Annotated in this window: 20 protein-coding genes and 1 tRNA gene; 18 read left to right on the top strand and 3 right to left on the bottom strand. The window is 57.3% G+C overall.

Annotation, left to right across the window (positions count from 1 at the left end; genetic code table 11):
- Positions 1-6 precede the first annotated feature (6 nt).
- A complete protein-coding gene (gene recA, locus N5W20_RS07320) occupies positions 7-1044 on the top strand; it encodes a recombinase RecA (protein WP_319806503.1) in 1038 nt (345 codons plus the stop codon).
- Positions 1045-1300: 256 nt separating this feature from the next.
- Positions 1301-2212, top strand: a complete 912-nt coding sequence (locus N5W20_RS07315) for a DMT family transporter (protein WP_319806502.1) — start codon at positions 1301-1303, stop codon at positions 2210-2212.
- A gap of 108 nt (positions 2213-2320) precedes the next feature.
- On the opposite strand, the gene N5W20_RS07310 is transcribed toward N5W20_RS07315, so the two are convergent.
- Together N5W20_RS07310 and N5W20_RS07305 are read right to left on the bottom strand one after the other, a co-directional pair.
- A complete protein-coding gene (locus N5W20_RS07310; protein WP_319806501.1) occupies positions 2321-3310 on the bottom strand; it encodes a ferritin family protein in 990 nt (329 codons plus the stop codon).
- Positions 3311-3329: 19 nt separating this feature from the next.
- Positions 3330-4061 carry an ATP-dependent Clp protease proteolytic subunit gene (locus tag N5W20_RS07305; protein ID WP_319806500.1) on the bottom strand — a complete coding sequence of 244 codons (732 nt, stop codon included), beginning with the start codon at positions 4059-4061 and terminating at the stop codon, positions 3330-3332.
- A 261-nt stretch (positions 4062-4322) separates the two neighbouring features.
- On the opposite strand from N5W20_RS07305, the gene N5W20_RS07300 reads away from it, so the two are divergent.
- The 3 genes from N5W20_RS07300 to N5W20_RS07290 all read left to right on the top strand — a co-directional run bounded on the left by N5W20_RS07300 (position 4323) and on the right by N5W20_RS07290 (position 7714).
- Positions 4323-5339, top strand: coding sequence for a Hint domain-containing protein (locus N5W20_RS07300; protein WP_319806499.1), 1017 nt, complete (start codon positions 4323-4325; stop codon positions 5337-5339).
- Between the two features lie 86 nt (positions 5340-5425).
- A complete protein-coding gene (locus N5W20_RS07295; RefSeq protein WP_319806498.1) occupies positions 5426-6415 on the top strand; it encodes an OmpA family protein in 990 nt (329 codons plus the stop codon).
- Positions 6416-6523: 108 nt separating this feature from the next.
- Complete coding sequence (locus tag N5W20_RS07290; RefSeq protein WP_319806497.1) at positions 6524-7714, top strand: LL-diaminopimelate aminotransferase; 1191 nt, start codon at positions 6524-6526, stop codon at positions 7712-7714.
- A gap of 148 nt (positions 7715-7862) precedes the next feature.
- Here the strand turns inward: N5W20_RS07290 and N5W20_RS07285 are convergent, their stop codons facing one another.
- Positions 7863-9605, bottom strand: coding sequence for a hypothetical protein (locus tag N5W20_RS07285; RefSeq protein WP_319806496.1), 1743 nt, complete (start codon positions 9603-9605; stop codon positions 7863-7865).
- Between the two features lie 363 nt (positions 9606-9968).
- On the opposite strand from N5W20_RS07285, the gene N5W20_RS07280 reads away from it, so the two are divergent.
- The 13 genes from N5W20_RS07280 (at position 9969) to N5W20_RS07220 (ending at position 25737) form a co-directional block, all read left to right on the top strand.
- Positions 9969-11345 carry a homoserine dehydrogenase gene (locus N5W20_RS07280; RefSeq protein WP_319806495.1) on the top strand — a complete coding sequence of 459 codons (1377 nt, stop codon included), beginning with the start codon at positions 9969-9971 and terminating at the stop codon, positions 11343-11345.
- A 99-nt stretch (positions 11346-11444) separates the two neighbouring features.
- Positions 11445-12446 (top strand): class II fructose-bisphosphatase, encoded by a 1002-nt coding sequence (gene glpX, locus N5W20_RS07275; protein ID WP_319806494.1) that lies wholly within the window; start codon positions 11445-11447, stop codon positions 12444-12446.
- A 508-nt stretch (positions 12447-12954) separates the two neighbouring features.
- Positions 12955-14778, top strand: a complete 1824-nt coding sequence (gene recJ, locus N5W20_RS07270; RefSeq protein ID WP_408869394.1) for a single-stranded-DNA-specific exonuclease RecJ — start codon at positions 12955-12957, stop codon at positions 14776-14778.
- Positions 14779-14817: 39 nt separating this feature from the next.
- Positions 14818-14893 (top strand) — tRNA-Glu (locus N5W20_RS07265).
- Positions 14894-15590: 697 nt separating this feature from the next.
- On the top strand, positions 15591-16088 hold the full coding sequence (locus N5W20_RS07260) for a hypothetical protein (RefSeq protein ID WP_319806492.1): 498 nt from the start codon (positions 15591-15593) through the stop codon (positions 16086-16088).
- Between the two features lie 494 nt (positions 16089-16582).
- Complete coding sequence (locus N5W20_RS07255) at positions 16583-17026, top strand: hypothetical protein (protein WP_319806491.1); 444 nt, start codon at positions 16583-16585, stop codon at positions 17024-17026.
- Positions 17027-17122: 96 nt separating this feature from the next.
- On the top strand, positions 17123-18280 hold the full coding sequence (locus N5W20_RS07250) for a phage tail tube protein (protein WP_319806490.1): 1158 nt from the start codon (positions 17123-17125) through the stop codon (positions 18278-18280).
- A gap of 64 nt (positions 18281-18344) precedes the next feature.
- The gene (locus N5W20_RS07245) at positions 18345-18755 is read left to right on the top strand and encodes a hypothetical protein (RefSeq protein WP_319806489.1); all 411 of its coding nucleotides are present in this window, start codon (positions 18345-18347) and stop codon (positions 18753-18755) included.
- A 50-nt stretch (positions 18756-18805) separates the two neighbouring features.
- On the top strand, positions 18806-19111 hold the full coding sequence (locus tag N5W20_RS07240; RefSeq protein ID WP_319806488.1) for a hypothetical protein: 306 nt from the start codon (positions 18806-18808) through the stop codon (positions 19109-19111).
- Between the two features lie 267 nt (positions 19112-19378).
- Positions 19379-22228: a hypothetical protein gene (locus tag N5W20_RS07235; RefSeq protein ID WP_319806487.1), complete on the top strand. Its 2850-nt coding sequence runs from the start codon at positions 19379-19381 to the stop codon at positions 22226-22228.
- Entirely contained in the window at positions 22228-23856 is a 1629-nt protein-coding gene (locus N5W20_RS07230; RefSeq protein ID WP_319806486.1) for a hypothetical protein, read from the top strand. The genes N5W20_RS07235 and N5W20_RS07230 overlap by 1 nt, the downstream gene beginning before the upstream one ends.
- A gap of 4 nt (positions 23857-23860) precedes the next feature.
- Positions 23861-24622, top strand: a complete 762-nt coding sequence (locus N5W20_RS07225; protein ID WP_319806485.1) for a hypothetical protein — start codon at positions 23861-23863, stop codon at positions 24620-24622.
- Positions 24619-25737, top strand: a complete 1119-nt coding sequence (locus tag N5W20_RS07220; RefSeq protein ID WP_319806484.1) for a hypothetical protein — start codon at positions 24619-24621, stop codon at positions 25735-25737. The genes N5W20_RS07225 and N5W20_RS07220 overlap by 4 nt, the downstream gene beginning before the upstream one ends.
- The last annotated feature ends 7 nt before the right edge of the window (positions 25738-25744 follow it).

Genomic DNA, 25744 nt, shown 5'->3' with positions numbered 1-25744 from the left:
ACCAGGATGGACAAAAACAAGGCTCTGGAAGGCGCTTTAAGTCAGATTGAGCGTGCTTTTGGCAAAGGCTCCATCATGCGTATGGGTCAACGCCCGCATGAGCAGGTTGATGTAATCTCGACGGGTTCGCTCTCCCTCGATATTGCGCTGGGTATTGGCGGGCTGCCGCGCGGCCGGATTATCGAAATTTATGGGCCGGAAAGTTCCGGCAAGACGACGCTCGCGCTCCACGCCATCGCGGAAGCGCAGAAGAAGGGCGGTGTCTGCGCCTTCGTGGATGCGGAGCACGCGCTTGATCCAGGTTACGCACGTAAATTGGGCGTCGATCTTGATAACCTTCTCCTCAGCCAGCCCGATGCGGGGGAACAGGCTTTGGAGATCGCGGATACGCTTGTGCGTTCCGGCGCGGTGGATGTGCTGGTGGTGGACTCCGTTGCGGCGCTCGTCCCAAGGGCGGAGCTTGAAGGCGATATGGGGGATAGTCATGTCGGCCTCCATGCAAGGTTGATGAGTCAAGCCTTGCGGAAATTGACGGGCACAGTTTCCCGCTCCAACACGATGGTGATTTTCCTCAACCAGATCCGCATGAAAATCGGCGTCATGTTCGGTAATCCGGAGACGACGACAGGCGGGAACGCACTGAAATTCTACGCCTCCGTGCGGTTGGATATCCGTCGGATCGGTGCGATCAAGGAGCGTGATGAGGTGACGGGAAATCAGACACGCGTCAAGGTCGTCAAAAATAAAATGGCGCCGCCTTTCAAGCAGGTTGAATTTGACATTATGTACGGTGAGGGCATCAGCAAAACCGGTGAATTGATTGATCTCGGCGTCAAAGCCAATATCGTCGAGAAATCGGGAGCCTGGTTCTCCTATGATAGTCAGCGCGTCGGGCAGGGGCGGGAAAACGCCAAGCAGTTCCTGCGCGACCATCCTGAGATTGCGGCTGATATTGAACGCCGCATTCGGGATCAGGCCGGGGTTGTCTCCGATGCCATGATGGGCACGCCGGAGGAGGAGACGGAGGCTGTTGAAGGGGAATAAGTCCTCTTCTTCAACAAATGTCGGCGCTGCCCAGCCTGTCAAGCGCACCTTGAGGGCCCGCCTGTTCTTACGCCTTGAGGTGCGGATGCTCATCCCGGCAGGGTGTGGCAGCATGCTGCAATCAGCGGGACAATTTCAGTCCCTGCCTTGCCTCACGGCGTTGGATGTCTTTAAGTGAAAGGGTCGCGGTCCCCGCCTGACGACATCGCCGCGCCAGCGTGCTTTATCTCAAAAATCAAACGAAATAAGGTGAGATATGACGATGCCGATGAGTCCGCGCCTGGCTGCACTGATCTGCGTCATCTTATGGAGTATGATTGCCGTCGTCGCGAAGACAGGTCAGTCCAGGCTCGATTTTTACCAGTTTCTTTTCCTCTCCAACGTCATCTCCCTTCTCGCAGTGGGTGCTGCGTGCCTGATGGCGGGGCGACAGGTTGGTCGCATTTTGCGTCCCGGTTGGCGCGGGTTTTTTCTTCCCAGTATCCTTGGCCTCTTGGACTGTCTTTTCTACCTGGCCCTTTATCGAGGCTATGCACGCTATAACGGGGTGATCGTCCTTGTTGCGCAATATAGCTGGCCGCTCATGATCGTCCTTCTCTCATCGCTTCGGGACGCGCAATGGCCCGGCCGCGTCAAAGCTCTAGGTCTCGTTGTAGGCAGTCTCGCCTTCCTCATCGCGGTGACGAAGGGGCATTTGACGTCACTCAATATCTCCGATCCGATTTCCATTCTGATTGTGCTGGCCGGAGCTTTCTGTTTTGCGCTGATGTCGACCCTCAGTAAAAATTTCGTCTCTGACGCATTTATCGGCACATTCTGGCTGTTTTTTGCATCAATGATGGGCTCTCTCATCCTGATGATGTCATTCAGCCAGATTCCGCATCTTGAAGACGTCAATCTCGTATCCGTCCTGGCGAATGGTGTCTTTATCAATGGTGTCTCTTACATCCTCTGGGTTCTCGCCTGTGCCCGCGGTGATGCCAGCGAGACGGCAGCGCTTATTTTCCTTTCTCCGATTTTGTCGGCGATCTGGCTGGTGATGTTTTTCGGGGAGGTTTTTGTGCCCGCCTACGGCGTCGCTCTCATCCTCGTCCTTATTTCAGGATATCTCTGCATGAAGCCGCCTAAGCGGGTCGGCAGCCCCGCCGAACACTTTCTTAAAGAGTGACGGAGGGGTGAGCGCCGACGCCCGGCCCCTCATTTGAAGGCCGGGCACTCTCAGGCGGAGGATGATTTGACGATACTGAAAGGGGCGGGACGCGCGCCGCCGTGCATTTCAGGCTGCCAGGCGCCGCTTCCGCACTTTGCGGCTGATTTTGTCCCAGGCGCGATAAGCCGCCAGGCCCGTACGGACCAGATTGGGCATGGTGGTTGGACGGCGTAAACGATGGTCGTAATGCGCGAAACGCCGGTCATTTTCATCCAGACAAAGCTGCATGAGCGCTGGCAGCTTGATGTCGATATCCGTCATCTCTTTCGCGCCACTGACGGTGAAATTATTGTCCTGAGTGTATTCGTTGCCATCCTGGTCCATTGATTTGGCAAGGTCCATGCGCTCATAGGCCAGAAAAGCCCAGACAGCCACCACCCGCGCTTCAAACCACGGGCGTTTCCACCACGGCATCACGGCGCGATGCCAGGCCAGCCAATTCGCAAATAAGAGGATATGCCGACATTCCTCCTGCATCACCGGTTCAAATGTTTCGACCAGCTCCATGGGGAAAAGCCCAGCCTGTTCCGCCAGCGCGAAGAGACCGAAAGCAAAAAAACTATCCACACATTCGGAGAAGCCTGTCACCAGATAGGCCCACTCCGTATCTTTTGGGGTGATATAAGGTGGCTCCGGCGCCATTTTAATGTCATAGGCCGCGACGAGGTTTGACAGCACTTCCTTGTGGCGATTCTCCTCCCACGCATTGCGTGAGAGCGCATCTTTCATATCCGGGTCATCAATCATGTCGGCGTAAGCCGCCATACGCAGCCGCGCCTTCCCCTCTGTCTGGACGGCAATATCCCAGATCGGAAGGGAGGTGATGCGTTTCAGCGTCACGGGGTCAAGCTCAGGCCATTTAATGACGGAGGGCTTGTACGGATTGAACGTCTCGCGGAACATATCCGCCACCGCCTTTTTATGCGCCGCCGTCCCGGGTTTGAGGGGCCCCTGCACAGGGCTGCTCCAGTGCCGCGCCTCGTAATCCGCTTTGGCAAGCGTTTTCTCAGTCGGTGCATCCGGCAGGTGGGAATAAATTTCTTCAAGCTTACTCATGGCGTGGCCCCCGATTTAATCAGCGCGTAAGCTCTGACATCTGAGAGATAACGCGCGTAACAAGTCCGTAAGAGATCGCCTCTTTAGCAGAAAGCCAGTGATTGCGATCCGTGTCCGCGAGAATTTTCTCATAATCCTGCCCGGTGACCTTGGCGAAAAGATGATTCAACCGCTCGCGCATTTTCAAAATTTCCTTCGCCTCGATTTCAATATCCGAGGCCGGTCCCCGCACCCCACCGGCAGGCTGATGCAATAGGAAACGCGTGTTCGGCAGGCAGAAGCGGCGGTCACGATGCCCGGCCGCAAATATCAACGCACCGGCGGACGCGACCCAACCCGTGCCGATCATATTGACCGGGGCCTTTTCATCCACAAACTTGATGACGTCATGGATCGTGTCACCACTCTCCACATGACCACCGGGTGAATTGACGTAAACATCAATGGGCTTATCGGACTCGCTGGCCAGCGCGAGAAGGCGCGCCGTCGCGTCCCGCGCAATCTTATCGTCAATGCCGCCGAAAATAAGAACCGTACGCTGCTCAAACAGTTTGTTCTCAACGTTGCTCGCGCCCGGCGCGGGGGCGGCTTCCGTATTGCCGCCATCCGGTGCGGCGGGCTCCGGGTCAGCCGAACGAATGGAGGTGGGAGAGGCGCCTTGAAGTCGCGCGACATTGAACTGTGAAGGGAAGTCGGATTTTACCTGCATACGCACTGGTCCTATCTCACGGTCGGCGGTTGAGCCCGCCATTCTGCCTTCCATGAACGCGGCTCACAAGCCCAAACTCGTTTGCGAAGCCCTGTCAAAGTTCTCATGACGCCCTTTGGGCAGGTATGTGCCGCCTTTCAGAGTCGTTATCGAGCGGTTAACGGTTATTTTTGCGGGAATTACAAGCACTTTCAACATAGTTTTAACAAAACTGGATATAAAGACTATCTTAATATTGTTGTAATAATATAATTACGCTCTCTAAGCCTGATACGATTCGGTAATAATAATAGGAGAAAGTATATGGCCGTTCCAAAGTCGGGGACCTACACCTTCAGTATCTACGCTCTTCAGGATGGTCATCTGGTGAGTTCCGAAAGTGGCGGCGTACGCCTTCGGTATCGAATCGATGAAGACACCAATTACAGTTGGAAAAACATCTCAGTTACTTTTAAAGACAACATCATGTATTTTGTGGATGACCGTGGCGTTACCCATGCGATCTCCTATGAACCCGATAAACTTTTCGGGCAGCTTGATTACACCCATGATTCCGTCATTCTGGAGTCCACAAACAGCCCGTTTCGCCACTTCATCCTCTCCGCTGAGCCTCTAGACGCGCTGCCGCCGTCTCAGATCGTCGATTATGACATGAACAACCATTCATGGACGGCGGGGCCACGCACATATACCGACCACTACTCGACTGAGGACGCTTTCAGCTCCATCGTCTGCTTTCTCAAAAATGCGCGCATTGCTGTGCCGGGCGGGTTCAAGCTTGTTCAGCATATCCGTCCCGGAGATTGGGTGAAGGTGGCGCATAACGGGTCCCGCAATGCGGATCGTGTCATCTGGGCAGGGCGGGCCCGGTGCCATGTTCGCTCCTCCTTGCCGGACGATTTCTCCGGCGCGCCTGTGCGCATCCGTGCCCATGCATTCGGCCCGGGTGAACCAACGCATGACCTTTTAGTGACGGCGGATCACTGTATTTTCTGTGACGGTGCTTTCATCCCTGCAAGGATGCTGGTCAACGGAATCACGATCTCTTATGAAAAGGCCCTTCGCGCTTACACTTATTACCATATTGAGACAGAGGAGCATGCCATCATTGAGGCGAATGGCTTGCTGACGGAGAGCTACCTTGATACCGGCAACCGCGCGGCTTTCCGGGATTATGAAATTGAAACCGCGCATCACGCGCCTGTCAAATACTGGCACAGCGCATCGGCCGCGCCGCTTGTTGTCGCACGCAACGTCGTCGAACCCCTTTATTACAAGCTGCAACAAAGGGGATTAGAAATGTCCCTTTCGCATCCCTAAGGCAGCGGGCTTCCCCCGCGCTTCATGAAGGGGCCTGGCGCCATGGCGCGCGCGGTTGCAGACAATGTTTGCTCACCGCGCGCTTCATGCGTATCATGCCCGATGTGGTGCGCCTGCTGAGTGGCCACGCGCTTGGTTTGGCCGGGAAGGGGCGTGATGTGCGCAAGTCAGAAGCCATGATGAGGCTCCGTTTCTGCCTGATGCTGGGAATGACCGCGCTGTCAGCTTGCGGGCAGAAAGACGCCGTCGAAAATTTTTCCGACCTGACGCATGATTTACAGGGTGGGGTGATTGCCGGCCCTTTATTGCCGCCCCCCGGTTTCGACAAGCCTTACCCGAAAGTCGGGCGTGTGCCGCGCCACACAGTGACGTTTCCGAGCACGGAAGCCCGCAAAACCTTGTCGGAAAAATTGATCGAACAGCGCAATGACGCACAATATCTGGCCGTGCGCGACGGGTCACTCGTGCTGGACCCGATCCCTCCCTCACCATCAGCTTCACGAAATGCCAGGCGGCAATCGGGTCAGCTGGGCAATTCAGGGCAGGCGGCGTCATCGACCATGCCGGTCGCATCCCCCGAAGCACCTCGTACTGCGCAGACGCAGGACGCGACACATGATGATCTGCCGCAAGTGACGCGTTTCGCGCCACCGCCCATCACGGCTGGTGAGACACCTCCCATTCCTGACGCGCCGCCACCACCGCCTGTTTTCGCGGGCTTCGCCATTCCCGATACAAAATTTGTCATCCCCCCCCTCCCGCAATCCTTCCGCGCGGATCCGCCCGGGGGGCTTGTCCAGTTTCAGGCGACATCGGACGTTCTGGATATGGAGGGGCAGAAATCCATTAATCGTCTGAAGGGACAACATCTTTTCGGCCAGGTCATGCGCATCACCGGCCATGGAGACGCGGTCTCTTTCAGTTTGACGGACCAGATGGCCGCCATGAATCTCGCTATTCTGCGTGCTAAGCGTGTTGGAGAGGCTTTTATGCGATTGGGCATCCCGGCGCGGGAAATCCGGCTCGCGGCAACACCACTTGGCCATGGCGCGCGTGTCGAGCAGTCTGGAGGGTAAGTGCCTGCCACACACATTGCTTATCTTCCCGTTGACAAATGTCCGTTGTGATACCGCAATCAAGGGCAAGCTTATCGCGTTTTAGCTGAGTACAGAGAACAGAGCGTTATGACCGAAGAATTTCACCGTATCCGCCGCCTGCCTCCTTATGTTTTTGCGGAGGTCAATAAGGCGAAAGCTGCCGCACGTGCCCGTGGGGAGGATATTATCGATCTGGGCATGGGCAATCCGGACAGCCCGACACCGCCCCATATCGTCAAAAAACTTGTCGAAACGGTGCAGGACCCGCGCACCCATCGCTATTCTGTCAGTCGCGGCATACCGGGCTTGCGGCGCGCGCTCGCTTCCTATTACCAGCAGAGATTTGATGTGGCGCTGGACCCGGAAGAAGAGGTTATCGCGACACTGGGCTCAAAAGAAGGTCTCGCCAATCTCGCTTCTGCCATCACCTCGCCTGGCGACACGATTCTGGTGCCGAACCCGTCTTACCCGATCCATCAATTCGGCTTCATGATTGCCGGGGCCTCCGTGCGCGCCATCCCCGCGACACCGGATGACGAGATGCTGCGCGCGCTCGAACGCGCTGTTCGGCACTCCATACCGAAACCGACAGCCTTGATCGTCAATTTCCCGTCCAATCCGACCGCCTACGTGGCGAGCCTGGATTTTTATAAGGAGCTTGTCGCTTTCGCCCGGCGGGAGGAAATCTGGATCATGTCCGACCTGGCTTATTGCGAGATTTATTTTGGCGACACGCCACCCCCCTCGATTTTGCAGGTTCCTGGCGCGAAGGATATCGCGGTCGAATTCACTTCCCTCTCGAAAACCTACGCCATGGCCGGGTGGCGGATGGGTTTCGCCGCCGGAAATCGCCGCCTGATCCACGCCCTGACGCGGATCAAATCCTACCTTGATTACGGCGCCTTCACGCCGATACAGGTCGCGGCTGTCAGCGCCCTGGCGGGCCCGCAAGATTGTGTCAGCGAGATGCGCGCCATGTATAAGGAGCGACGGGACGTATTGATCCGGGGCCTGACGGCCGCGGGGTGGGATGTCCCGCCACCGGAGGGCTCAATGTTTGCCTGGGCGCCGATCCCGCCACAATTCGCGCATCTTGGCAGCGTGGCTTTCAGCAAGATGTTGCTGAGTGAGGCCGGGGTTGCGGTCGCGCCGGGGCTGGGCTTCGGGGAATATGGCGACGGGTTTGTGCGGATCGGGCTGGTGGAAAACACGCAACGCCTCCGCCAGGCCACCCGCGCCATCAAGGCATTTCTGCACAAGCATGATGTATCGGCGTGATGAACCACCCCTGAAATGGCGGGATCGATCAGCCGCCAATAACGCTTGGGGTCCCGATTTTCCATCATCGGGACCCCGCCTTACAAGTGATGCGCCGCTTTGTTCAGGCGGTGTCACCTGCCTGACCGTTCCGAATTGAAGTGGACGTTCAGAAAGCTTCGAGGGCGACGCGTTTCCAGTTATTTGTGGCGACGCAGACATAATGATAATGCGCATCATCCGAGAACTGCCCGGGTTGGCAGGGGGCAGAGGATGAGGCCGGGGTTGAGAGTTTCTCAATATAAGCGGCGGCTGAAACGACCCCATCAGATGTGATGTTGCCTGTCGCGCGGATGTCAGCCTGTGCGGTCAGACCGTTTGGTGCGACCGTCATTCCGTCATCCTTGATAAGAACGCCATATTTCATGTTGGTGCCAAATCCGACACCGATACCGATTCCGTAATGATAGCCGATCGGATTCCAGACGATCTGACCACCCGACGTGCAATAGCTACATGCGACCGTCGTGCCGGCCATCACGCTCTGATCCGCTTTCTCCTGAAGTCCAAGATGCAATGACCCTTCCTCACCCCAGCCAGAGGTTTGAGGCGACCAGGCATGATCATGCGACCCGTAAAGCAGGAGAGAACTGAAGACGCCGGCCAAATTCATCGACCCGACCTGAAGCAGAAGCTGGGAGTCTCCCGGTTTGACGGCCTCAAGATCACCTTCGGAATGAAGGTGAAAACCACTGTCACTTGCTGAGATCGGCCGGCCACCATAGATAATACCGTCAACCTTGAGGCCGGTTTTGATCAGATTAGTGCCGGCCAGACGCTCCAAATAAGAGTCGTCAGCCGGGTGGTCCATTCCGGTCAGGGTAATGGTTTTGCCATGAACGGTGAATTTCTTCTCATGTGCCCAGTATGCTGTGTCGAGAAGCTGGAGGTCCAGCTCCTCTCCTTCCGCGGCCAGGGTAGGGCTGTCTGGCACATTCGCATCGAGTTGAATCATTGAGTTAACAACGAATTTTTTCCCCACCTGGCCGATGAAAGCAGCGGCATGGCTGTAAGAGGACACGTAGTGATCGAGAAGGTCACCCTGATTCTGGCCGGGCGCAATATTTGTCCTTACGGCGCTGAAATCCGGGGTGTTATGCATCCAGCCCCCCTGAAGATTGTAAGGATCTGTGGATACGTTGATTTGCGTGTAGGAGCCTTGTGCATCCTCGCCGTAGGACCAATTCCAGATATAACTATACCAGAGGGCCGGCGTGTCGTTTGATCCATTGGCGCGCGTGTTGACCATACCATTATAATAATTGGCGTAAATTCGCGTTTGGGGTACAAGCAGAGCAGCATCTTCTTTCGCAAGAGCGGGACGGATTTTGACATCCGTGCCTTCAAAGAAGACGTTGTAGGTGGCGCCACTGGGCGGCCGCTCTGCACCGCTGATATCCTGTCCGAGCGCAAGTCTGGGCGGGCGGTTCTGCACCTTTTCCATAACCCCGATCGACTCATCAAAACCCGTCCCGCACCGGGAATATTGCTCAAAAGGTGAATCATTGACGCTCAGGACGCAACCGCCAAAATCATTGGGTCCGATAAGGGGCGAGGTGATTTTGGTGGGGGCAAAGTCATTATATCCGATGCCGCCCAGCAGGATTGAGGTCGGGGCCACCGCGCCGTCAATAAGTCGGGGGACACCCTGCATAATCGCCGGTTGACCGCTGTAAAGCCGACCGAGATAGCTATGGCCCAATGCTTTGATGTCTCCCTCCGTCTCGATCGGCGCGGTGACATGGGCGTCTGCGTTGAGACCCGCGACGCCATCAGGTTGATTGAGTTGTGACTTGAAAAGGGGTGTATCTTCGGCGTGCCCGATTGAGAGCGAGGCGAGAGCCGACGTCATGGCAGCGCCTGCCAAAAAGAGGCAATGTTTGACCATAATGGCTCCAATTTTTGTTGTTATCCCTATATTTTAATGGGACTTGCGCCGTTTCTCCAATGAAAAAGAGAGCTGAAATTTTCAAGTCGTCGTCAACGGATCCATGCGTGTGGGGCAGGGTAGCGTCGAGGCGGCGTTCTCAAGCCGCGTCCTTCGTGAGCGTCGATAAGGGTCGTGACCTCCGCATCCCGTCAGGCCACGCGGGAGAAATTCAGCAGGCCAGGCCGATCCCGACAAATATGCGGTAGCTTGAGGCCGCGGAGTTGATGCGTGCTGGCGACAGGCGTATGTCAGTGGCTGGTCAATCACGATGGACGCATCTCGCACATGCCGGACGTCCCTTCATTGTCAGGTAAGAGAGCCAAGAGCGTGTCAAACGGGAAAAAAGAACTGCGTCTGGCCATCGCCGGGTTGGGCACTGTCGGCGCCGGAGTCGTGTCACTTCTGCAGGAAAATGCGGACCTGCTTGCGGCGCGGGCCGGGAGAGCCATCAGGATCGTCGCCGTGTCCGCGCGGGACAGGAAGCGCGATCGCGGGGTGAAGCTGGAAGGTTTCACATGGTATGATGACCCTGTTTCCCTTGCGACCGCCCCGGATATTGATGTGGTGCTGGAACTGATCGGTGGCGCTGAGGGTGCAGCACGGACACTCGTTGAGGCCAGCCTTGCGCATGGGCGGGATGTCGTCACCGCCAATAAGGCGCTGATCGCGATCCATGGCGCGCATCTATCCCATCTGGCGGCGACACATGGTGCGGCGCTTTTGTTTGAAGCGTCGGTCGCGGGCGGTATCCCGGCGATCAAGCTTGTCCGGGAAGGGCTCGCCGCTGACCAGATGGAGGAAATCGGCGGGGTCCTTAACGGAACGTGTAACTATATCTTGACAAAGATGGGTGATTCGGGTGAGGACTTCTCCGAAATTCTCGCATCGGCTCAAAAGCTGGGCTATGCGGAGGCTGACCCTTCAACGGATGTTGATGGATGGGATGCGGCGCATAAGCTCGCCATTCTCGCGGGTCTTGCCTTTGGCCAACCTGTCAGTTTCTCCAGCATCCGGGTGGAAGGGATACGCCACGTCGCATCCTATGATCACCAGTTTGCACGGGAGATGGGATATCGCATCAAGCTGCTGGGCATGGCGCGCCGTCTTGACAAATCGGGTGCCATCGAAGCCTGGATGCGGCCCTGCATGGTGCCGCGTCACGCGCCCATTGCCAATGTCAATGGTGTCTTTAATGCGGTCAGGACGCAAGGGCGCTTCAGCGGGCCGATGCTGATTGAGGGCCGTGGCGCGGGTGCCGGCCCGACCGCCAGCGCTGTCATGGCCGATGTGATGGATCTTGCACGTGGGGCGGCCCTGCCTGTCTGGGGGACCGCACCACAGCCAGCGCGCGCCTGCGCCCCGATTTCCGCCTTGAGCGGCGCTTATTACCTCCGTCTGCTCGTGCGGGACAAGCCGGGCGTGATGGCCGGTATCGCCTCTGCCCTGCGAGATGAACATGTCTCCATGCGGGCCATGTCGCAACATAGTTTCGTGACGCATGACCGTGATGCGCCCCTGAGCGCCAGCGCCCCGGAGCCGGTGGCGCCTCTGGCCATCATCACGCACCAGACACAAGAAAGCGCGATGAAAAACGTCGTCGCGCGCCTGTCCGACATGCATGAGGTCTTGAACGACCCTGTGCTGATGAAAATTGAAAGCTGAAGAGATGCCGAAGCCGTGAACAGTCAACTGCTTGAAAACACATAATTATTGTGTCTACAACGCATGCTGACATGGCCCGGCTTAATGGAAAGGTCCAACATGACTTATTCACCCAATTACAAGGTCACTGACCGAAACCTCGCCCTTGAGCTGGTGCGCGTGACGGAAGCGGCAGCCATCTCCGCCTCTGCCTGGACCGGTCGCGGCATGAAGAATGAAGCGGATGGTGCTGCTGTGACCGCAATGCGTTCCGCGTTTGACACAGTGGCGATTGACGGCACCGTTGTCATCGGTGAGGGCGAAATGGACGAGGCCCCGATGCTTTATATCGGGGAGAAAGTCGGCAGTGGTGGCCCGAAGATGGATATCGCCGTGGACCCGCTTGAGGGCACAAATTTATGTGCCAAAGATATGCCGAATGCGATGACCATGGTCGCGCTCGCTGAAAACGGCAATTTCCTGCATGCGCCTGATATTTATATGCAGAAGCTCGTTGTCGGACCTGGCCTGCCTGAAGATCTGATCGATCTCGACGCCCCGATTGAGAAGACACTCAAAGATGTTGCCAAGGCAAAAGGGAAGGACATCACCAACCTGATCATGTGCGCGCTTGAGCGTGATCGGCATCAGGAGCTGATCGCCCGTGCCCGTGAGGCAGGTGCCCGCGTGGTTCTGCTGACCGATGGTGACGTGGCGGCGGCGATCGCGGCCTGCATCGATGACAGCCGGGTTGACCTCTATGCAGGTTCAGGTGGCGCGCCGGAAGGTGTTCTGGCGGCTGCGGCGGTGCGCTGCGTAGGTGGCCAGATGCAGGGCCGCTTGATGTTTGAGGATCAGAGCCAGATTGACCGCGCGAAGGAAATGGCGCCGGGCAAGGATCCAACCCGTAAACTCGGCCTCCATGATATGGCGGCGGGCGACGTGTTGTTCTCGGCCACCGGCGTCACGACGGGCACGCTGCTGCGCGGTGTGCGCTTTATGGGCCCGACCCTGGCGCGGACGCATTCCATCGTGATGCGGTCAAAATCGGCGACCATTCGCTTCATTGAAGGGCGTCACGATTTCTCCACCAAAACCTGGGCTTCGCCTGAAGGGATCTGATTCCGCTTTCTGGAATGCGCGCGCGGGGACGGATATTCAGCCGGACCCGCGCGCCTTCCAGGCGGTTAACAGTCCTCGTTTGAGCGCCCGCTTTAGATGCGGCTTTCCAACGTGCGCATGGCGTTATTTTGAAGATGCGCTGCGTCTCGGTCGTGTGGGCAAGGGCTCGATCCCGGCGCGCGTCGGAGGATAATTCCATTTGCGCGATCCGGCCTCGGCACATTTCTCCAAGATTTTTAAGGCGCTTCCCGCAAAGGTTTAAAGCCCGTCGGCGCGTCATAATCGATCGGCTGGGCAAACCTCATCATTGTCGCATTTCGACAATCCCCGAACAATGAAAACTATCTGGGTGTATCCTAAGGCGCCATCCAGTGTCGTGCCTCCGATTTTGCTTCATCAGCAAAGCGGGTTGATCCCGGGCGGGGTGTCGCTGAAGCTTCAGACGTTTTAGGGCAGTCGAAGCGAGATCGGCCTTCGAACCGGGGCGTTTATACGTTATACCGTGACGATGTTGATGCAGGAAGACACCGCCCCACCGCCCGCGCGCAACCATGTCCTTGATGTCACGCATAGCGGGCAGGGAAAGGCCTGGGTGTGGCGGCATGAGGCGATGGATGACGCCCTGACGGAACGCGTCAGCTTTGCGATGGCGCAGAAGCTCGGCCTTTCGGAGCTTACCTGCCGCCTCCTGACATCGCGTGGCATTGGCATTGACGCGGCGGAAACGTTCCTCTCGCCACGTCTGCGCGACACCATGCCTGACCCGCTCTGCCTCCGTGATATGGACCGGGCCGTCGCCTGCCTGACGGATATCGTCCTGCAACAGCAAAATGTGGGCATATTGGGTGATTATGACGTGGATGGCGGTTGTGGCACCGCCCTTTTGACAGAGACTTTAAGTGAGCTGGGGTGCCAGGTGCACACCCATATACCCGACCGCATCGCCGAGGGTTACGGCCCGAATGCGCCGGCCATTGAAGGGCTGCTGGCGAAAGGTGCCGCCACCATTATCTGCGTTGATTGCGGCACGGCAGCGATGGAGGTACTCGATCCTTTTTCAGGCAGAGTGCCGATGATCGTGTTGGATCATCACAAGCCGGATGGCGCGCGCCTGCCGCAAGCCATCATCGTCAACCCTAATCGGCTGGATTGTGATTCTCAGCTTGGCACGTTATGCGCGGCGGGGGTGGTGCTGATGACGCTGATCGCCCTCTCAAGAAGCCTGGCCGCCGCCGGTTTTTTCGAAACGCGCCGCCGTCCTGACCTGATGTCGAAGCTCGATCTGGTCGCGCTCGCGACGATTTGTGATGTGATGCCCCTTCAGGGACTCAACCGCGCTTTGGTGGCGCAGGGCCTGAAGGTCATGGCGCAGGGGCGGCGTCTGGGCCTGTCCACGCTTGCTTCCGTGGCCGGAGTGGACACGCCGGGGAGTGCGACAGCGTGCGGATTTTTCCTCGGGCCACGGATTAATGCGGGGGGGCGCATTGCGCGCGCCGATCTTGGCCTGAAGCTGCTCCTGTCTCAGGACGTCCATGAGGCGCGCACGCTGGCGACTGAACTGGATGACATCAATGCCCGGCGCCGCGATGTGGAGTCCGCCATTCTCACCGCTGCGGAGGCGCAGGCGGAGGCACAGATCGCAGCAGGCGCGCGCTTTATTTTTGTCCATGACCCGTCATGGCATCCTGGTATTGTCGGGATCGTGGCCGGGCGGCTTAAAGAGCGCTTTAATTGCCCCGTTTTTGTCGGGGCGGAAAAAGATGGCGTCATTAAAGGCTCGGCGCGTTCCGTCCCCGGATTGGATGTGGGTCTGGCCGTTATCAATGCGCGACAGAAAAACCTTCTCACCACCGGAGGGGGGCATGCCATGGCGGCGGGTTTTGGCCTCCCTGCAAGCCAGGTGGAAGATTTGCGCGCGTTTCTTGACGCGGCCTTTACCGCGCAGGCCAGTCAGCCGCGCGAAGCTGTCATGCCGATCGACGCGGTGATGACTCTCCGAGGTGCCCATGCCGCTCTGGCGCATGAAATTGCGCGTCTCGCACCGTTTGGGGCGGGTAATGATGAGCCTGTCCTGGCCATCCCGCGCCTGCGCTGCGTTAAATGTGATCGCATCGGCCGCGATGGCAATACGCTGCGCGTGATCATGCAGGATGAATTCAGCAATCGTCTGAAGGGACTGGTCTTTCGCGCGGCGGACAAGGCTTTCTGCGCTTTGCTGGAAGATCGCAGCATGAAGCCCCTCCATATAGCGGGGCATCTTAAATGCGATATGTGGCAGGGTCAGGAAAATCTGACATTTTTTATTTGCGATGCAGCGCCCGTCGGGGCTTGACCCGCAGCCGCGTCTACGATACTCACCCTCACGCCTCAAGTCCCGTTCGTCTAGAGGCCTAGGACACCGCCCTTTCACGGCGGCAACACGGGTTCGAATCCCGTACGGGACGCCATTTTGCGGCGCTTCAGCTGATTTGCGGAAGCCAGCAAAAGAGATCGCGCAAGCTTTTGGACAATTTGCCTGAAAGCCTCAGAATTCATCGCTTTGGTGACGACGACGCGTGCCACTATAATAGGTTTCTGGTGGCTAGTGGGGCGGTCACTTTACGATCGAAAAATGTGGAAGATTTTTAGCTCCAAGTTGGAGAGCGGGAGTAGCGCCCGGGCAAATTTTCGTGTCAAAGCCATTCTTCACCAGGCTGCATCGACCGTCGAACTTTGTCCGGGCGGCGCCGCCTCATGGGCAATGCAACCCGCACGATATTCTGCATCCGAGCCCCGATCTCGCCGAAATCATCGGTTCGATCACTCCATCAATCCGATCATTCTGTGCCATGGAACTGGTCAGTCACCACATGGTCATTCAATCGAAAAACCGTCTCTGATACTGGTATAGAAAAGTCAGTGCAAAGAATTTCAATCTTACACAGTCTTATGTTGATGTGTTAAGATAAACTATTCCATTATCATCCCCGCGATCCACGCATAGATGCAAGAAATGAACAGTGATTTGAGAGGGACTGATAATTTCGTGTGATGTGAAGCGACGGAAATATAAAATTCGCTCACCGGGTAAAGGATATGACTGTGTTGAAAACAAAAAAAAAGCAATCAACGTCAGGCCACATTCAGGTTCACGCAGATATGACGATGATGCCAACCCCCGAACGCCTGCGGAAATCCGATTTCGCAGCCGGCCATCCTCACCGCGTGGTGACAGCGCTTGATGCGCTTCTCAAATCCGGCGATATTTCGGATGAGGCTTACACGGCCGCGCCTAAATGGCGACGGGACTACCTTTTTGCCCGTTTCGGCTATCAGGAAATCAGCAGTCAGCGTCTGGGCACGTCTTATTACAAACATGATGAGATTTCATGGCGCATGACGCGCGCGGAAGTCTGGCGCACCCTTGCGGAAATTCGGACGGCGATCGGCGCGGAGGCGCATCGTCGGCTGGAGTGGGGGCTGATTGATGAAGTCAGTTTCACGCAGATGGCGGCTAAAATCATGCCGCATCGTCGCGTGGATGATGCGCGCAAGCGTGTTTCCGCGCAATTTGCCCTCACTTTATCCCGCCTTGAAGAAGTATATCAGGAGCGTCGGCGTCAGGACGTACTCAAGCGTCGCCTCCCTAATGAGGACACTTGACGGCACACCGATATCGACGTAAAATTTGACAGAATTCCACAATATCGACGTTGACGATGGGAGCCGCTGGATAAAGCGGCTTTCTTCATTTGTGGACGAAGTCGCTGTCATTTTGAACTTACGAGTTTTGCCGATTTTGCCGCATGAAATGGCATGCGCGTCATGAGCTGACTTTATTCTCAGTCTATCTCCCACAGACCTTTCTTCTTCAGCGCGCCAATGCCGCAAGCTTTATGCCTGTCGCCACCACTGTCAGCCTCAGGACCCTTTTCAAGCTTTGGAAATTGCGCCTGCGTGCGTCGCGACGATGAGATCTTTGTCTGAGCGTCTCAAGTCAGACGGGTGCAGCCTCGACGGCACCCCAATCGAAAATAAAGCGACACGCGCCAGTTAAATGCGTCCCGCCACCTTTCGGTCGCGTGGGCATGTGCACGAAAAACACCGCATTCAATTCCTCCTCAGCGTCATCCGAATGGGAAAGTAAAATGACAATAATGACCTACACGCCCCTCATCGAAACAGCATCAGGATCTGGCAAATTTGAAATGCTGCCGAAAGACATCAAGGCAGCATCAACGCGTGACGCCCTGTCGCAAGCGGCGCAATTCGTAACAGATGGGCGGAAAATCGGGGTCTTTCCCCATCGATCCGTGGCGGGTGGCCCCGTTTCCAACGCGGCCGAACCTGACGAAGCCGGGCAGAAATACAGCGCACTCGCACAGATTGGCGGCGTAAATGCGTTCTTCACGCCGTTTGACCAGACACCTGCTTCGACGCAGATTGACGCGTCGCAGATCGCGATGGCGCTCGGGCAAGTTTACGGTTTCCGCATCGGGCTGATGGCCTTGCAGGAGGATCAGGAAGGGCAGGGAAGTGTCACGCCGGAAACGGACACCGCGTCCGATGAAAGCGCCACGGCTGATAAGAAGGGCAAGTGACCGATGGCGATCACAGGTGCGACATCTGGATACGCGGCTGGCGAGCTGACAAACCTGACGCAGATCGAATATGCGCAGGAAGTGACTTATGGCGTCATGCCGACGGACGGTTATCGAACTCTGCGACATGCGGGCGAGACCATCGCGATGCAGGATGTGGTCGTCACGCCGGAAGAAATCAACGCCGAGCCTGAGGATGGCGCGACTTCAGTGATAAGCCGATCCGCAGGCGGCTCTATATCGGGCTTGCTGTCTTACAGTACCTACGACGATTTCATCGCGGCCGTGATGGGCATCGATTGGGTCGATGAGAAATCTTTTCGGGTCACTGATGAAAAGCGCTTCCCGACCTTGCGGTTGAAAGGCGACAAAGTTGAACTCGAATTCCACGAGGAAACCCCGATACTACTGAAATGGCCGTCCGCCGGGACCGTAAGAATTCAGAATCTCGAAGGCAGTGAGGTCGAGGTCCCCTACCGCATCATCAATTCCGATCGATTGGAGGATTGGCGCGACATCATCACTTTCTCACGCGACGATGGGATTAAGATCCTTAACTCGATTCAAAGGGATGATCTTTTCGCTCGCGATACGGTAGATCTCAAGATCCAGAAAATACAATTGGGCGCTATCGTAAATAGCAATCTCAGTAAATCTTTCACAATCAGAAAGAAAATTAACAGCTCTTACCAAATTTTTTCAGGTAACATTGTATCCAAAATAAAATTTGACTTTCAGACGCAGCAAACGCCATCGATACAAATCGATTTTATCGGCGCGAAGATGAATATTGATGAGGTTTCCAAATATAAAGGCCCGACTCCTGCGACGACGACGCAGATCATGCAAGCCTCCAGCTTTCAAAATTTCAGGCTTGGGGATTCGTCTTATGACTGGCTGGTTCAATCCGCGAAGCTGACATTGACCCGCAATGGCGCGACGCTGGAGCAAGGCATTGGGAGCGTCTATCCATCCGGCGTTCAATTCGGCTCCTTCAGTGTGACACTTGACTTGGAGATCTACCTCCGCAGCGACAACCCGGTAGACCTATTCTTTTCCGGCGGGAGCGGCCCCGTTTCTTTCACGATTTTTGACGAGCAAGAGCGACGCTATGAAGTCAGACTGCTCAACGCGAAATTTCATAACGCCTCAGCCCCGATCGACCAGAAAAACAAATCGATGATCCTGCACGTCGCCGTGACAGGTAACCCTTTCCTCGGCGGCGGGACGCTCGCCATTCGTCGCGTCGGCTGAACGTCGCGCCTTTCAGCGAAATTCCACAGGCCGCGTGACGCGGTTAAACCATCGGGAGAGAAACATGGTCACGATCAACGCGCTGGCCCGTGATACGCGCGCCATTAATGACGGGGAATGGTTTGCCAGCCCCGATTTCCCCGACGTCAGAATCATGACGCGCGGCTATACGGATGACTATATTGACGCACTCAATAAGCGCATGAAGCGCGCGACCGAAACCTATCGCTGCACGTCTGACACGCTGCCGCAAAATGTCCTGCGCAACATAAATGCCGAACTTGTCGGGCAATATTTGTTGCTCGATGTGGAAGGGCTGACGGAGCCGGATGGCGAGACGAAACTCAATGTCGAGAAATTGAAGTCCCTTCTGGCCCAGCCGGAATATAACCGCCTCCTCGCCCTCTGTTTTGAGGCCGCCGCTGCCATAACAGTGAATGCGGATCAACAACGCGCGGACGCTGTGGGAAACTGACAGCCGCCCTCTCCTGGCATCTTCAATGGGGCGCTTACCTCGACACGCCTTTGATCTCAGCCATCATAGAGGATAATCCGCGAACGGACCCGAAGCCGGAATTTTTCTGGATCTGGCGGGCATGGCATCGCCTGGCGGCGGACAGGCCGCAAAACCCGTTCGGTGTCATCCATCCGATGCATGGCGGCATCATCGCGACCCAACCCGGCGCGACCCCTTGGAGAATCGTCAGGTCATGGGCGGATCATCACGGTCTGACTCGGGAGGAATATCAACTTCTCGACCATTGTATCGTCGCGATGGACCGTGTCGCGCGCGATCATTGGGAGCATAAGCGTAAGAAATATGCCCGGTGATGGCGCGGACTTTATTCTCGCCAAGAGCATGCCGATGACCGGGCCAGGCTGCGTCGCCTGACGCCGGTCACATGCCGTAGCATCACGAAAGTCGGCCGCAGTAAAAGGGGCGTCACGCGGCGTGTTGAGAGGCCGTGCGGGTAGGCGCAAATCTGACGCTCTCAACGCGTCATGCACGTCAAATCATCGCGCCTTTCGCCTCTATTTCTCCCCTCGACATGGTCGCGAGATGGAATAACGTCAAAAACAAAAAGTGAAAACCGCATCATGACCCAGGATGACATCACGCCTGACACGAAATCCGCTGGCGAAGATCTGGATACTCTCCAGGGTAAAGCTGAAAATGTTGCTGCCAGTTTTGACGACATGGCACGCCGCGCCAGTGCTTCAGCGCGTGTCCTGTCCGATGACATGGGGAGTGCGGTCGTCACGCTGCGTGAGAAATTCGCGAAACTGTCGCAGGAGGCTGCAAATCTGCAAGCGCGTCTGCAAGAATTGGAAGCGCTGCGAGGAGAAATGAAGGATGCGACGGAGGGGAGCGATAACGCTGATGCTCAGCAGATTGAATCCCAATTTTCGGCGACCGCGCAAAAATATCAGCAGGTGCAGCGCGCCCTGAATCATGTTGCGCAGGCGCAGAATGCGGCATCAGGGCGCGTGGGGGCTTTGGGCGTCACGTCGGGTAATGTCGGAAACATCGCGTCCCCGGCAGCACCGGGTTTCCAGTCGCAGCTTTCGCAACAATCCTCGCCACAGCCCGCCGCGCAAGCGATGTCAGCGGGCGGCAACATGGCCGCATTCGCGACGCAACGCCAACTCAGCGACATGCTGCCGAAAACCACGCAGAATTATGCTGGTCTGTCCGGCCGCCTGACGCAAGCGACCGGCGACTTCAAGCAGCAGAAATCAGCCATTGATGAGCTCACGAAATCTGTGTCCTCAATGGCGACGACGCTGACAAATTCTCTTTCTCAGGCATTGGTGAAATCGTCAGGCAGCGGCATCACATTCAAATCCGTTCTGGCGCAGATTCAAACGCAAACCCTTTCCCTCATCGCGAAATTGAGTCTGGTCAATCCGCTTCTCAATAATATCGATGGCGGAACACGCGGTACACTCCTTACGCTCGCGAAAGCATGGGGAGGGGGGCGTCATGTCGCTTTTGACGTTGCAGGAGATGTCAGTGGGGCTGGTGGCTTCGATCTCAATGCCTATCTCCAATCAGCGCAAAAGGCGAATAAACGAAGCGATGGCGGATTGCTGGACGCCATTGACTCCGTCGTACGCGTGCGCGGCGGTGGGAACGAGGCGGATCTTACAAGATATCTGGAAGAACAAATGCAAGCCGGCGTTTCGCTCCGCAATCCGCCCAGCCTCAATTTACCAAAAGCCGCGTCATCATCATCCGGCATTCTCGGCTCAATCGGGAATGTTCTTACTCCCCTCAGCCGCGTCTTTAGCGGGATTGGGGGTGGTTTTTCGGTGGGTTCGGCGTTGGGGAATATTGGGGGTGGGCGGTATGGCAATATGGGGTCGATCATCGGGGCCACGGCGGGGACGGCGATCGGGTCAGCGATTTTCCCCGGTGTGGGCACGGTCATTGGTGGCCTCCTCGGTGGGGCGGCAGGTGGGTTGTTTGGCGGGTTGTTCGGGCACCGCAAGAACCCTTATACCATTGCGCAGGTGCAGGCCGGGCCGGACGGGTTTTCAGTCGGTAAAGTCTGGAATCAGGCGCAGACGGACAATATTACCGGGCCCCTGCGCAAGGATATTGACCGCCCCAACACGCAATTTGCGCGGCTCGGCATCCATGTGGGTGGGGGTTACATCGGCGCGGTGCGGGATGACCGCAATAATAAGGATCCGACGCTTAAAAACGTCGCGCTGGTCGATATCATCAAAAACGCCACCCTGACGTCCGGCAATGCCACATTCAATCAGGCGCTGCGCCAGGGCGTGACCGGCAATTACAGTGATCTCAATGATTATATGCGCGCCATCACGCAGCTTAAGGACATGGCCAAGGTGGTGGATGATCTCGGCATTTCAGTCGGGAAGTTCAATGATGATGGCACGGTGGCGGGGGCGAATTTCTCCAAATTCTCCGGCAATCTGCGCACGGCTTTGGAGACGGCGATCGGCGGCAGGACGATGTCGGTCGATGATCTGAAAGCGCAGTTTGACACGATCTCAACCTTCGTGAACACCACCATGCCCGACCTGCTCAAGGCCCTTGCGAGCGGTCAGAAGACGTGGGTCGATCAGATGGCCGCGCTTAAAAAGACCTATGAAGATGCGGCCCAGCAGGCGGATTCATACGGGCTGGATGGCGGCGCCCTGCGCCAGAAATACGCATCCCTTTATGATCAAAGCAAAGCCGCGCAGGAAGGGACGCTGAGCCAGAATGCCGACACCGTAAAAGCACGCTATCTGAGCGCGACCGGTGACGCGCAGGGTGCGGCTTTGCTGAATTTCGACGTGTCGGCGGCGCAGCAGCGGCAGCAGCTTAAAACGACGTGGGAGAATTATCTCGGCGATGCTTATGCGTCGCAGCAGGCTTATATCGACCAGGCAACGCAGCTTGATAAAACCCTCGCCGCGGAAAGGCTGAACATCCAGAAGCAATATGCGGATCAGGCAAAACAGGCGAGCCTTTCCGCGGCGCAGTCACTGACGACAAGCTTCGGCAGCCTGACAGACTATGCGCGCGGGCTGGTGACGTCGGATTATTCGCCCCTCTCCATTCAGGACCAATATAAGGTCGCGAATGATAATGTCGCGAAGGATTATAACGCCGCAATAGCGGGGGACACGGATGCGCTCGGTCGCTTTCAGGGCGATATGGAAACGACCCTGCGCCTCTCCCAGAAATATTGGGGCTCCGGCACGGGCTATGCGGATGACTTCCAACGCCTGACGGAGATGCTGGGCGGGCTTTCAGGGGCGGATAGTGACAAACTGACCGCCAGCCTGGTGGAGAAACTCTCCAAAAAGCAGGAGGACGCCATGCTGGCGCTGCGTGATAAAATGCAGGAGTTGCTGCAACAGGTTCAGCTCATCCAGGCGCAGCAGAAACAGGCCAGCAATAATGAAGCGCTGCGCCCGAGGCGCGCCTGATGCGCGTGCAGCTTGTTGAACTCGACCTCATCCGCAACAAGGCGGTCCTGCCAGAGATGGCGGGGCTGGAAGGCTGGAATAGCCGCCCCTGGGGGGCGCTCTCCGCCTATCCGCAAGCGGTGGAAAGCTATGAGACGCTGCGATATTCCGATGCGGGCTACGTGTCGGATGATCATACGCCTTACCCACCTTACGTTATTCAAGGTTTAAGCCTCACGCGTGCACTGACCTTTTCAGCCGAGGCGTTGGGCGGCAGTTACAGTGTGGGCGCGTTGGAAATCGCAAACCCTGATGGCGCGCTCTCGGGCCTTTTGCAAAGCCGTGTCAATGATCACCTCCCCGTCCGCATCCGCGCGGGGCGGAAAGATTGGGACGCAGCGCGGCAGTTCTGGCGTGACCCGCCTTATGACGCGACCTCTCCTGTCTTTGCCGGGCTCGGGCGCAACTGGCAGCCCGGGCTGACCGGTTTTGAGGTGCCGCTGCTGGATGCAACATACTGGCTTGATACAGCCATGCCCACGCGCAGTTATGGTGGCGGGGGTGGCCTGGATGGGGATAAAAATGTCGTCGGCCGCAGCCACCCGCGCCTGCGCGGCATGTGCCGCAACATCACCCCGATTTTGATCGATGCTGTCAATCTTGTTTATCAGCTCTCCGACGCCGAAGCCGACATCATGGCGGTTTATGAAGGGGGTTTCGGTGGGGGAATCGCGTTTGGCGGGCGGGTTGATGATCTTTACGCGTCACCACCCGCGCCCGGCCATTACACCCTGCAGCATTCACCCGCGGGCACGTGGCTGCGCCTGGGCACCAAACCCGTCTATGCCATCACGCTTGACGCCACGGGGCGCTTCCCCTCCGGCGCCGCGCCGCATGGCTTGCTCAGCCTTCTCAAACAGATGCTCATTGAAGATCTAACTTTGCCCGCAAACTTTATTGACCCGGGTTGGGATGCGGTTGCAGCATCTTATGACCCGCCAGGGGGCTGGTATTGGGATGGCGGGGAGAATGTTTCAGGCCGGGGCGTCTGCAATACGCTGCTTTCCGGGTTGGGCATCAGCCTGATCCCGACGCGCACCGGCACGTTGCGGCCTTTTCTCATGAGGCGCGTCTGTGATGAGGCGCAGGAACTGCGTTATCTCAGCGCCGATGTGATTGCCCGCATCGCCCCCATGCGCCTGGATGCGTCGCTGGACCCGCCACCCTGGCGCTGGCGCGTTGGCTATGCGCATAATTTTACGCGGCAGACCCATCTGAATGACCTCCATCCCCAGATCACGGCAGATCAGCGCAATTTTATTGCGGAGTCGGACCGTGCCGCCTTATGGGTCAGCACGACAGTCAAATCAGACTGGCGCGTCCCGTCCGACCCGCCTCTCCTGACAACCGCCCTCGCGCAGGAGAGCGATGCGGCCGCTATCGCGGATCGCCTCGGTGACGTCTGGGGCCGACGGCGTCATATGTGGGCGATCGACGTGCCGCGCGATATGGCGACGGGATTTGAGCTTGGCGACACGGTTTTCATCCGCGCCCCGATACCGGGCGCGGATGATGGCGCGCGCGGCACGGTGATCGGCGAAATGTCGAACGCGGCCGATCCCACCACCACCCTTACCCTCCTGGTCTGACAATATGGAAAATTGTGGCTTTGGCTGGCAGAACCTCGTTCTGACCGGCTCTCTCAGTGCGTCTTCCCAACGGGCGCAATTGCCGGTGACCAACCTCAAACTCCCCCAGGGCGCGGCAAGCCTGGCCTGGCGGGCGATCGGGGGCGCGGCGTCGCTGATGCTTCGTGCCGCGGGCGCATATCGCGTCGTCAGTGTGCATCGCACCAATCTGACCGCCAACGCTGTTTTGCGGGTGACGCTTTATCGCGGCGATGTTGCGGTGATTGAAGCGTCCTCTGACGGGCATAAGCCGGTGAACGGACAATGCGTGATTGTCCTCCCCCGAACATATTCAGGCGACCAGATGCGCCTCGACATCACGGATCACGATAACCCGGATGGCTTTCTTTCCATCCCGCTCTGCTATGCGGGGCCGCTCTTCCAGCCTGCCCGCAATTACGCCGCGGCCAGCAAGGAAAATGTCTCCGCCACCGCGCTTGAAACCACCACCATGGCGGGGGCGGAATTTGTCGCGCCGCAATATGTGCAGCGCAGGCTGACCATCGCGCATCAGTCACTGGGTGATGATGATGTGTCCGCCCTGCGCAGCCTGCAGGTCGCGGCCGCCAGCGGAGCGAACACGCTCTTTATCCCCAACCCCGGTGCGCCGCCGCAGGATGTGACCCATACGGCGCTTTACGGGCGGGCCGTCATGAATGAGATGTCCAACCCCTTCGGCGCGGCGGACCGTCACGCCACCACCATCGACATCAAGGAAAGATTATGAGCACGCCCAAAGTCCTCGATCTCGTCCTGGAGACGAGCACCAATCCCGGCATTGGCGCTTTTGTGCTGAATGGCGCGCCGACAGGCCGGCGCAGCTTCGCCACCGCCCTGGCGGAAGGGGGCGATGTTTATTATTACGCGGAAGACGGGTCCCAGGCCGAATGGGGCGTGGGCGTGCTGGAAATCGGCGCCGTCAACACGCTGACGCGCCAGACCATCCTCGGCAATACCAGCGCGGGGCGCAACCCGCTGAACTTCACGACAGAAGTGCGCGTCTATTCCGGCCTGCCGGGGGACCGCATCGCCCCGCTGAACGCGGATGGCACGCTCTCGCTCGCCTCCCCCGCTGAAGATGATGACTCCGAAACCGCCCCCACCACAAAATGGACACGCAAACGCCTCGACACGCTGGAGGCCACCGTCCGCCAACTGGTCGAAACCCTCAAGGCCGACAGCGCCGCGTCATACGTTAAAAAGGCCGGGGATGAGATGACGGGGCAACTTACGGTGAATGTGACCCACGTTGGCGGGCGCATCGTGAGTTATCAATATGATGGCGGCCTCATTAAGCAGATGGGGCCGTATCAGCAGATCGGTTCGATCACCGGCCCCTATGATATCAGCAGCCAATATTGCGGTTATCTCATTCGACTTTACGACGCCACGGGAGGTGAGCACAAATTCGCGTTCAGAAGCGATAATAATGTGTATACGCAGAATGGACGTCTCTTGAACCTTGATGAGGATATGAAGACGATCACCACAAATATCGAAAGCCGCGTGGACCAGAAAAGCTACGATGCCAAAGTTGCTGATCTGCAAAATCAGCTCTATCAGCGGCCTGGTGTCTGGGAATATGATTCCGCTGATAACCGTGTGATCTGGCTCCCTTTCGGCGGGATGATCCAAAGCTTCAAGACGGGGTCCGTCAATATCTTCGATCGGATCAACTTCCCGCGGGTTTTCTCGAACATAACAAGCGTCACCTGCACGCTCTTTTCAGATACGGGACAGAAAAGGGACGTGACGATTGGGCGCCTGGATAATGCGGGCTTCTCAGTCATGTCAGATATTGATGGCGGTGAGCTTTTTGTGCAGGCGTTCGGGCAGAGGTGATGAGGGG

It is taken from the genome of Candidatus Kirkpatrickella diaphorinae (genome assembly GCF_025736875.1).
In the GTDB taxonomy this organism is placed as follows: domain Bacteria; phylum Pseudomonadota; class Alphaproteobacteria; order Acetobacterales; family Acetobacteraceae; genus Sorlinia; species Sorlinia diaphorinae.
The sequence above is the reverse complement of the archived record's forward strand: the minus strand, read 5'-3'. Positions and strand labels throughout refer to the sequence as shown.

Excerpts from the sequence above, each read along its gene's own strand:
- N5W20_RS07310 (WP_319806501.1), bottom strand. The coding sequence starts at position 3,310 with ATGAGTAAGCTTGAAGAAATTTATTCCCACCTGCCGGATGCACCGACT.
- N5W20_RS07290 (WP_319806497.1), top strand. The coding sequence starts at position 6,524 with ATGACCGAAGAATTTCACCGTATCCGCCGCCTGCCTCCTTATGTTTTT.
- N5W20_RS07245 (WP_319806489.1), top strand. The coding sequence starts at position 18,345 with ATGGTCACGATCAACGCGCTGGCCCGTGATACGCGCGCCATTAATGAC.
- N5W20_RS07295 (WP_319806498.1), top strand. The coding sequence starts at position 5,426 with ATGCGTATCATGCCCGATGTGGTGCGCCTGCTGAGTGGCCACGCGCTT.
- N5W20_RS07260 (WP_319806492.1), top strand. The coding sequence starts at position 15,591 with ATGATGCCAACCCCCGAACGCCTGCGGAAATCCGATTTCGCAGCCGGC.
- N5W20_RS07300 (WP_319806499.1), top strand. The coding sequence starts at position 4,323 with ATGGCCGTTCCAAAGTCGGGGACCTACACCTTCAGTATCTACGCTCTT.
- N5W20_RS07225 (WP_319806485.1), top strand. The coding sequence starts at position 23,861 with ATGGAAAATTGTGGCTTTGGCTGGCAGAACCTCGTTCTGACCGGCTCT.
- N5W20_RS07285 (WP_319806496.1), bottom strand. The coding sequence starts at position 9,605 with ATGACGTCGGCTCTCGCCTCGCTCTCAATCGGGCACGCCGAAGATACA.
- glpX (WP_319806494.1), top strand. The coding sequence starts at position 11,445 with ATGACTTATTCACCCAATTACAAGGTCACTGACCGAAACCTCGCCCTT.
- recA (WP_319806503.1), top strand. The coding sequence starts at position 7 with ATGGACAAAAACAAGGCTCTGGAAGGCGCTTTAAGTCAGATTGAGCGT.
- N5W20_RS07305 (WP_319806500.1), bottom strand. The coding sequence starts at position 4,061 with ATGGCGGGCTCAACCGCCGACCGTGAGATAGGACCAGTGCGTATGCAG.
- N5W20_RS07255 (WP_319806491.1), top strand. The coding sequence starts at position 16,583 with ATGACCTACACGCCCCTCATCGAAACAGCATCAGGATCTGGCAAATTT.
- N5W20_RS07280 (WP_319806495.1), top strand. The coding sequence starts at position 9,969 with ATGCCGGACGTCCCTTCATTGTCAGGTAAGAGAGCCAAGAGCGTGTCA.
- N5W20_RS07250 (WP_319806490.1), top strand. The coding sequence starts at position 17,123 with ATGCCGACGGACGGTTATCGAACTCTGCGACATGCGGGCGAGACCATC.
- N5W20_RS07220 (WP_319806484.1), top strand. The coding sequence starts at position 24,619 with ATGAGCACGCCCAAAGTCCTCGATCTCGTCCTGGAGACGAGCACCAAT.
- N5W20_RS07235 (WP_319806487.1), top strand. The coding sequence starts at position 19,379 with ATGACCCAGGATGACATCACGCCTGACACGAAATCCGCTGGCGAAGAT.
- N5W20_RS07315 (WP_319806502.1), top strand. The coding sequence starts at position 1,301 with ATGACGATGCCGATGAGTCCGCGCCTGGCTGCACTGATCTGCGTCATC.
- N5W20_RS07230 (WP_319806486.1), top strand. The coding sequence starts at position 22,228 with ATGCGCGTGCAGCTTGTTGAACTCGACCTCATCCGCAACAAGGCGGTC.
- recJ (WP_408869394.1), top strand. The coding sequence starts at position 12,955 with ATGTTGATGCAGGAAGACACCGCCCCACCGCCCGCGCGCAACCATGTC.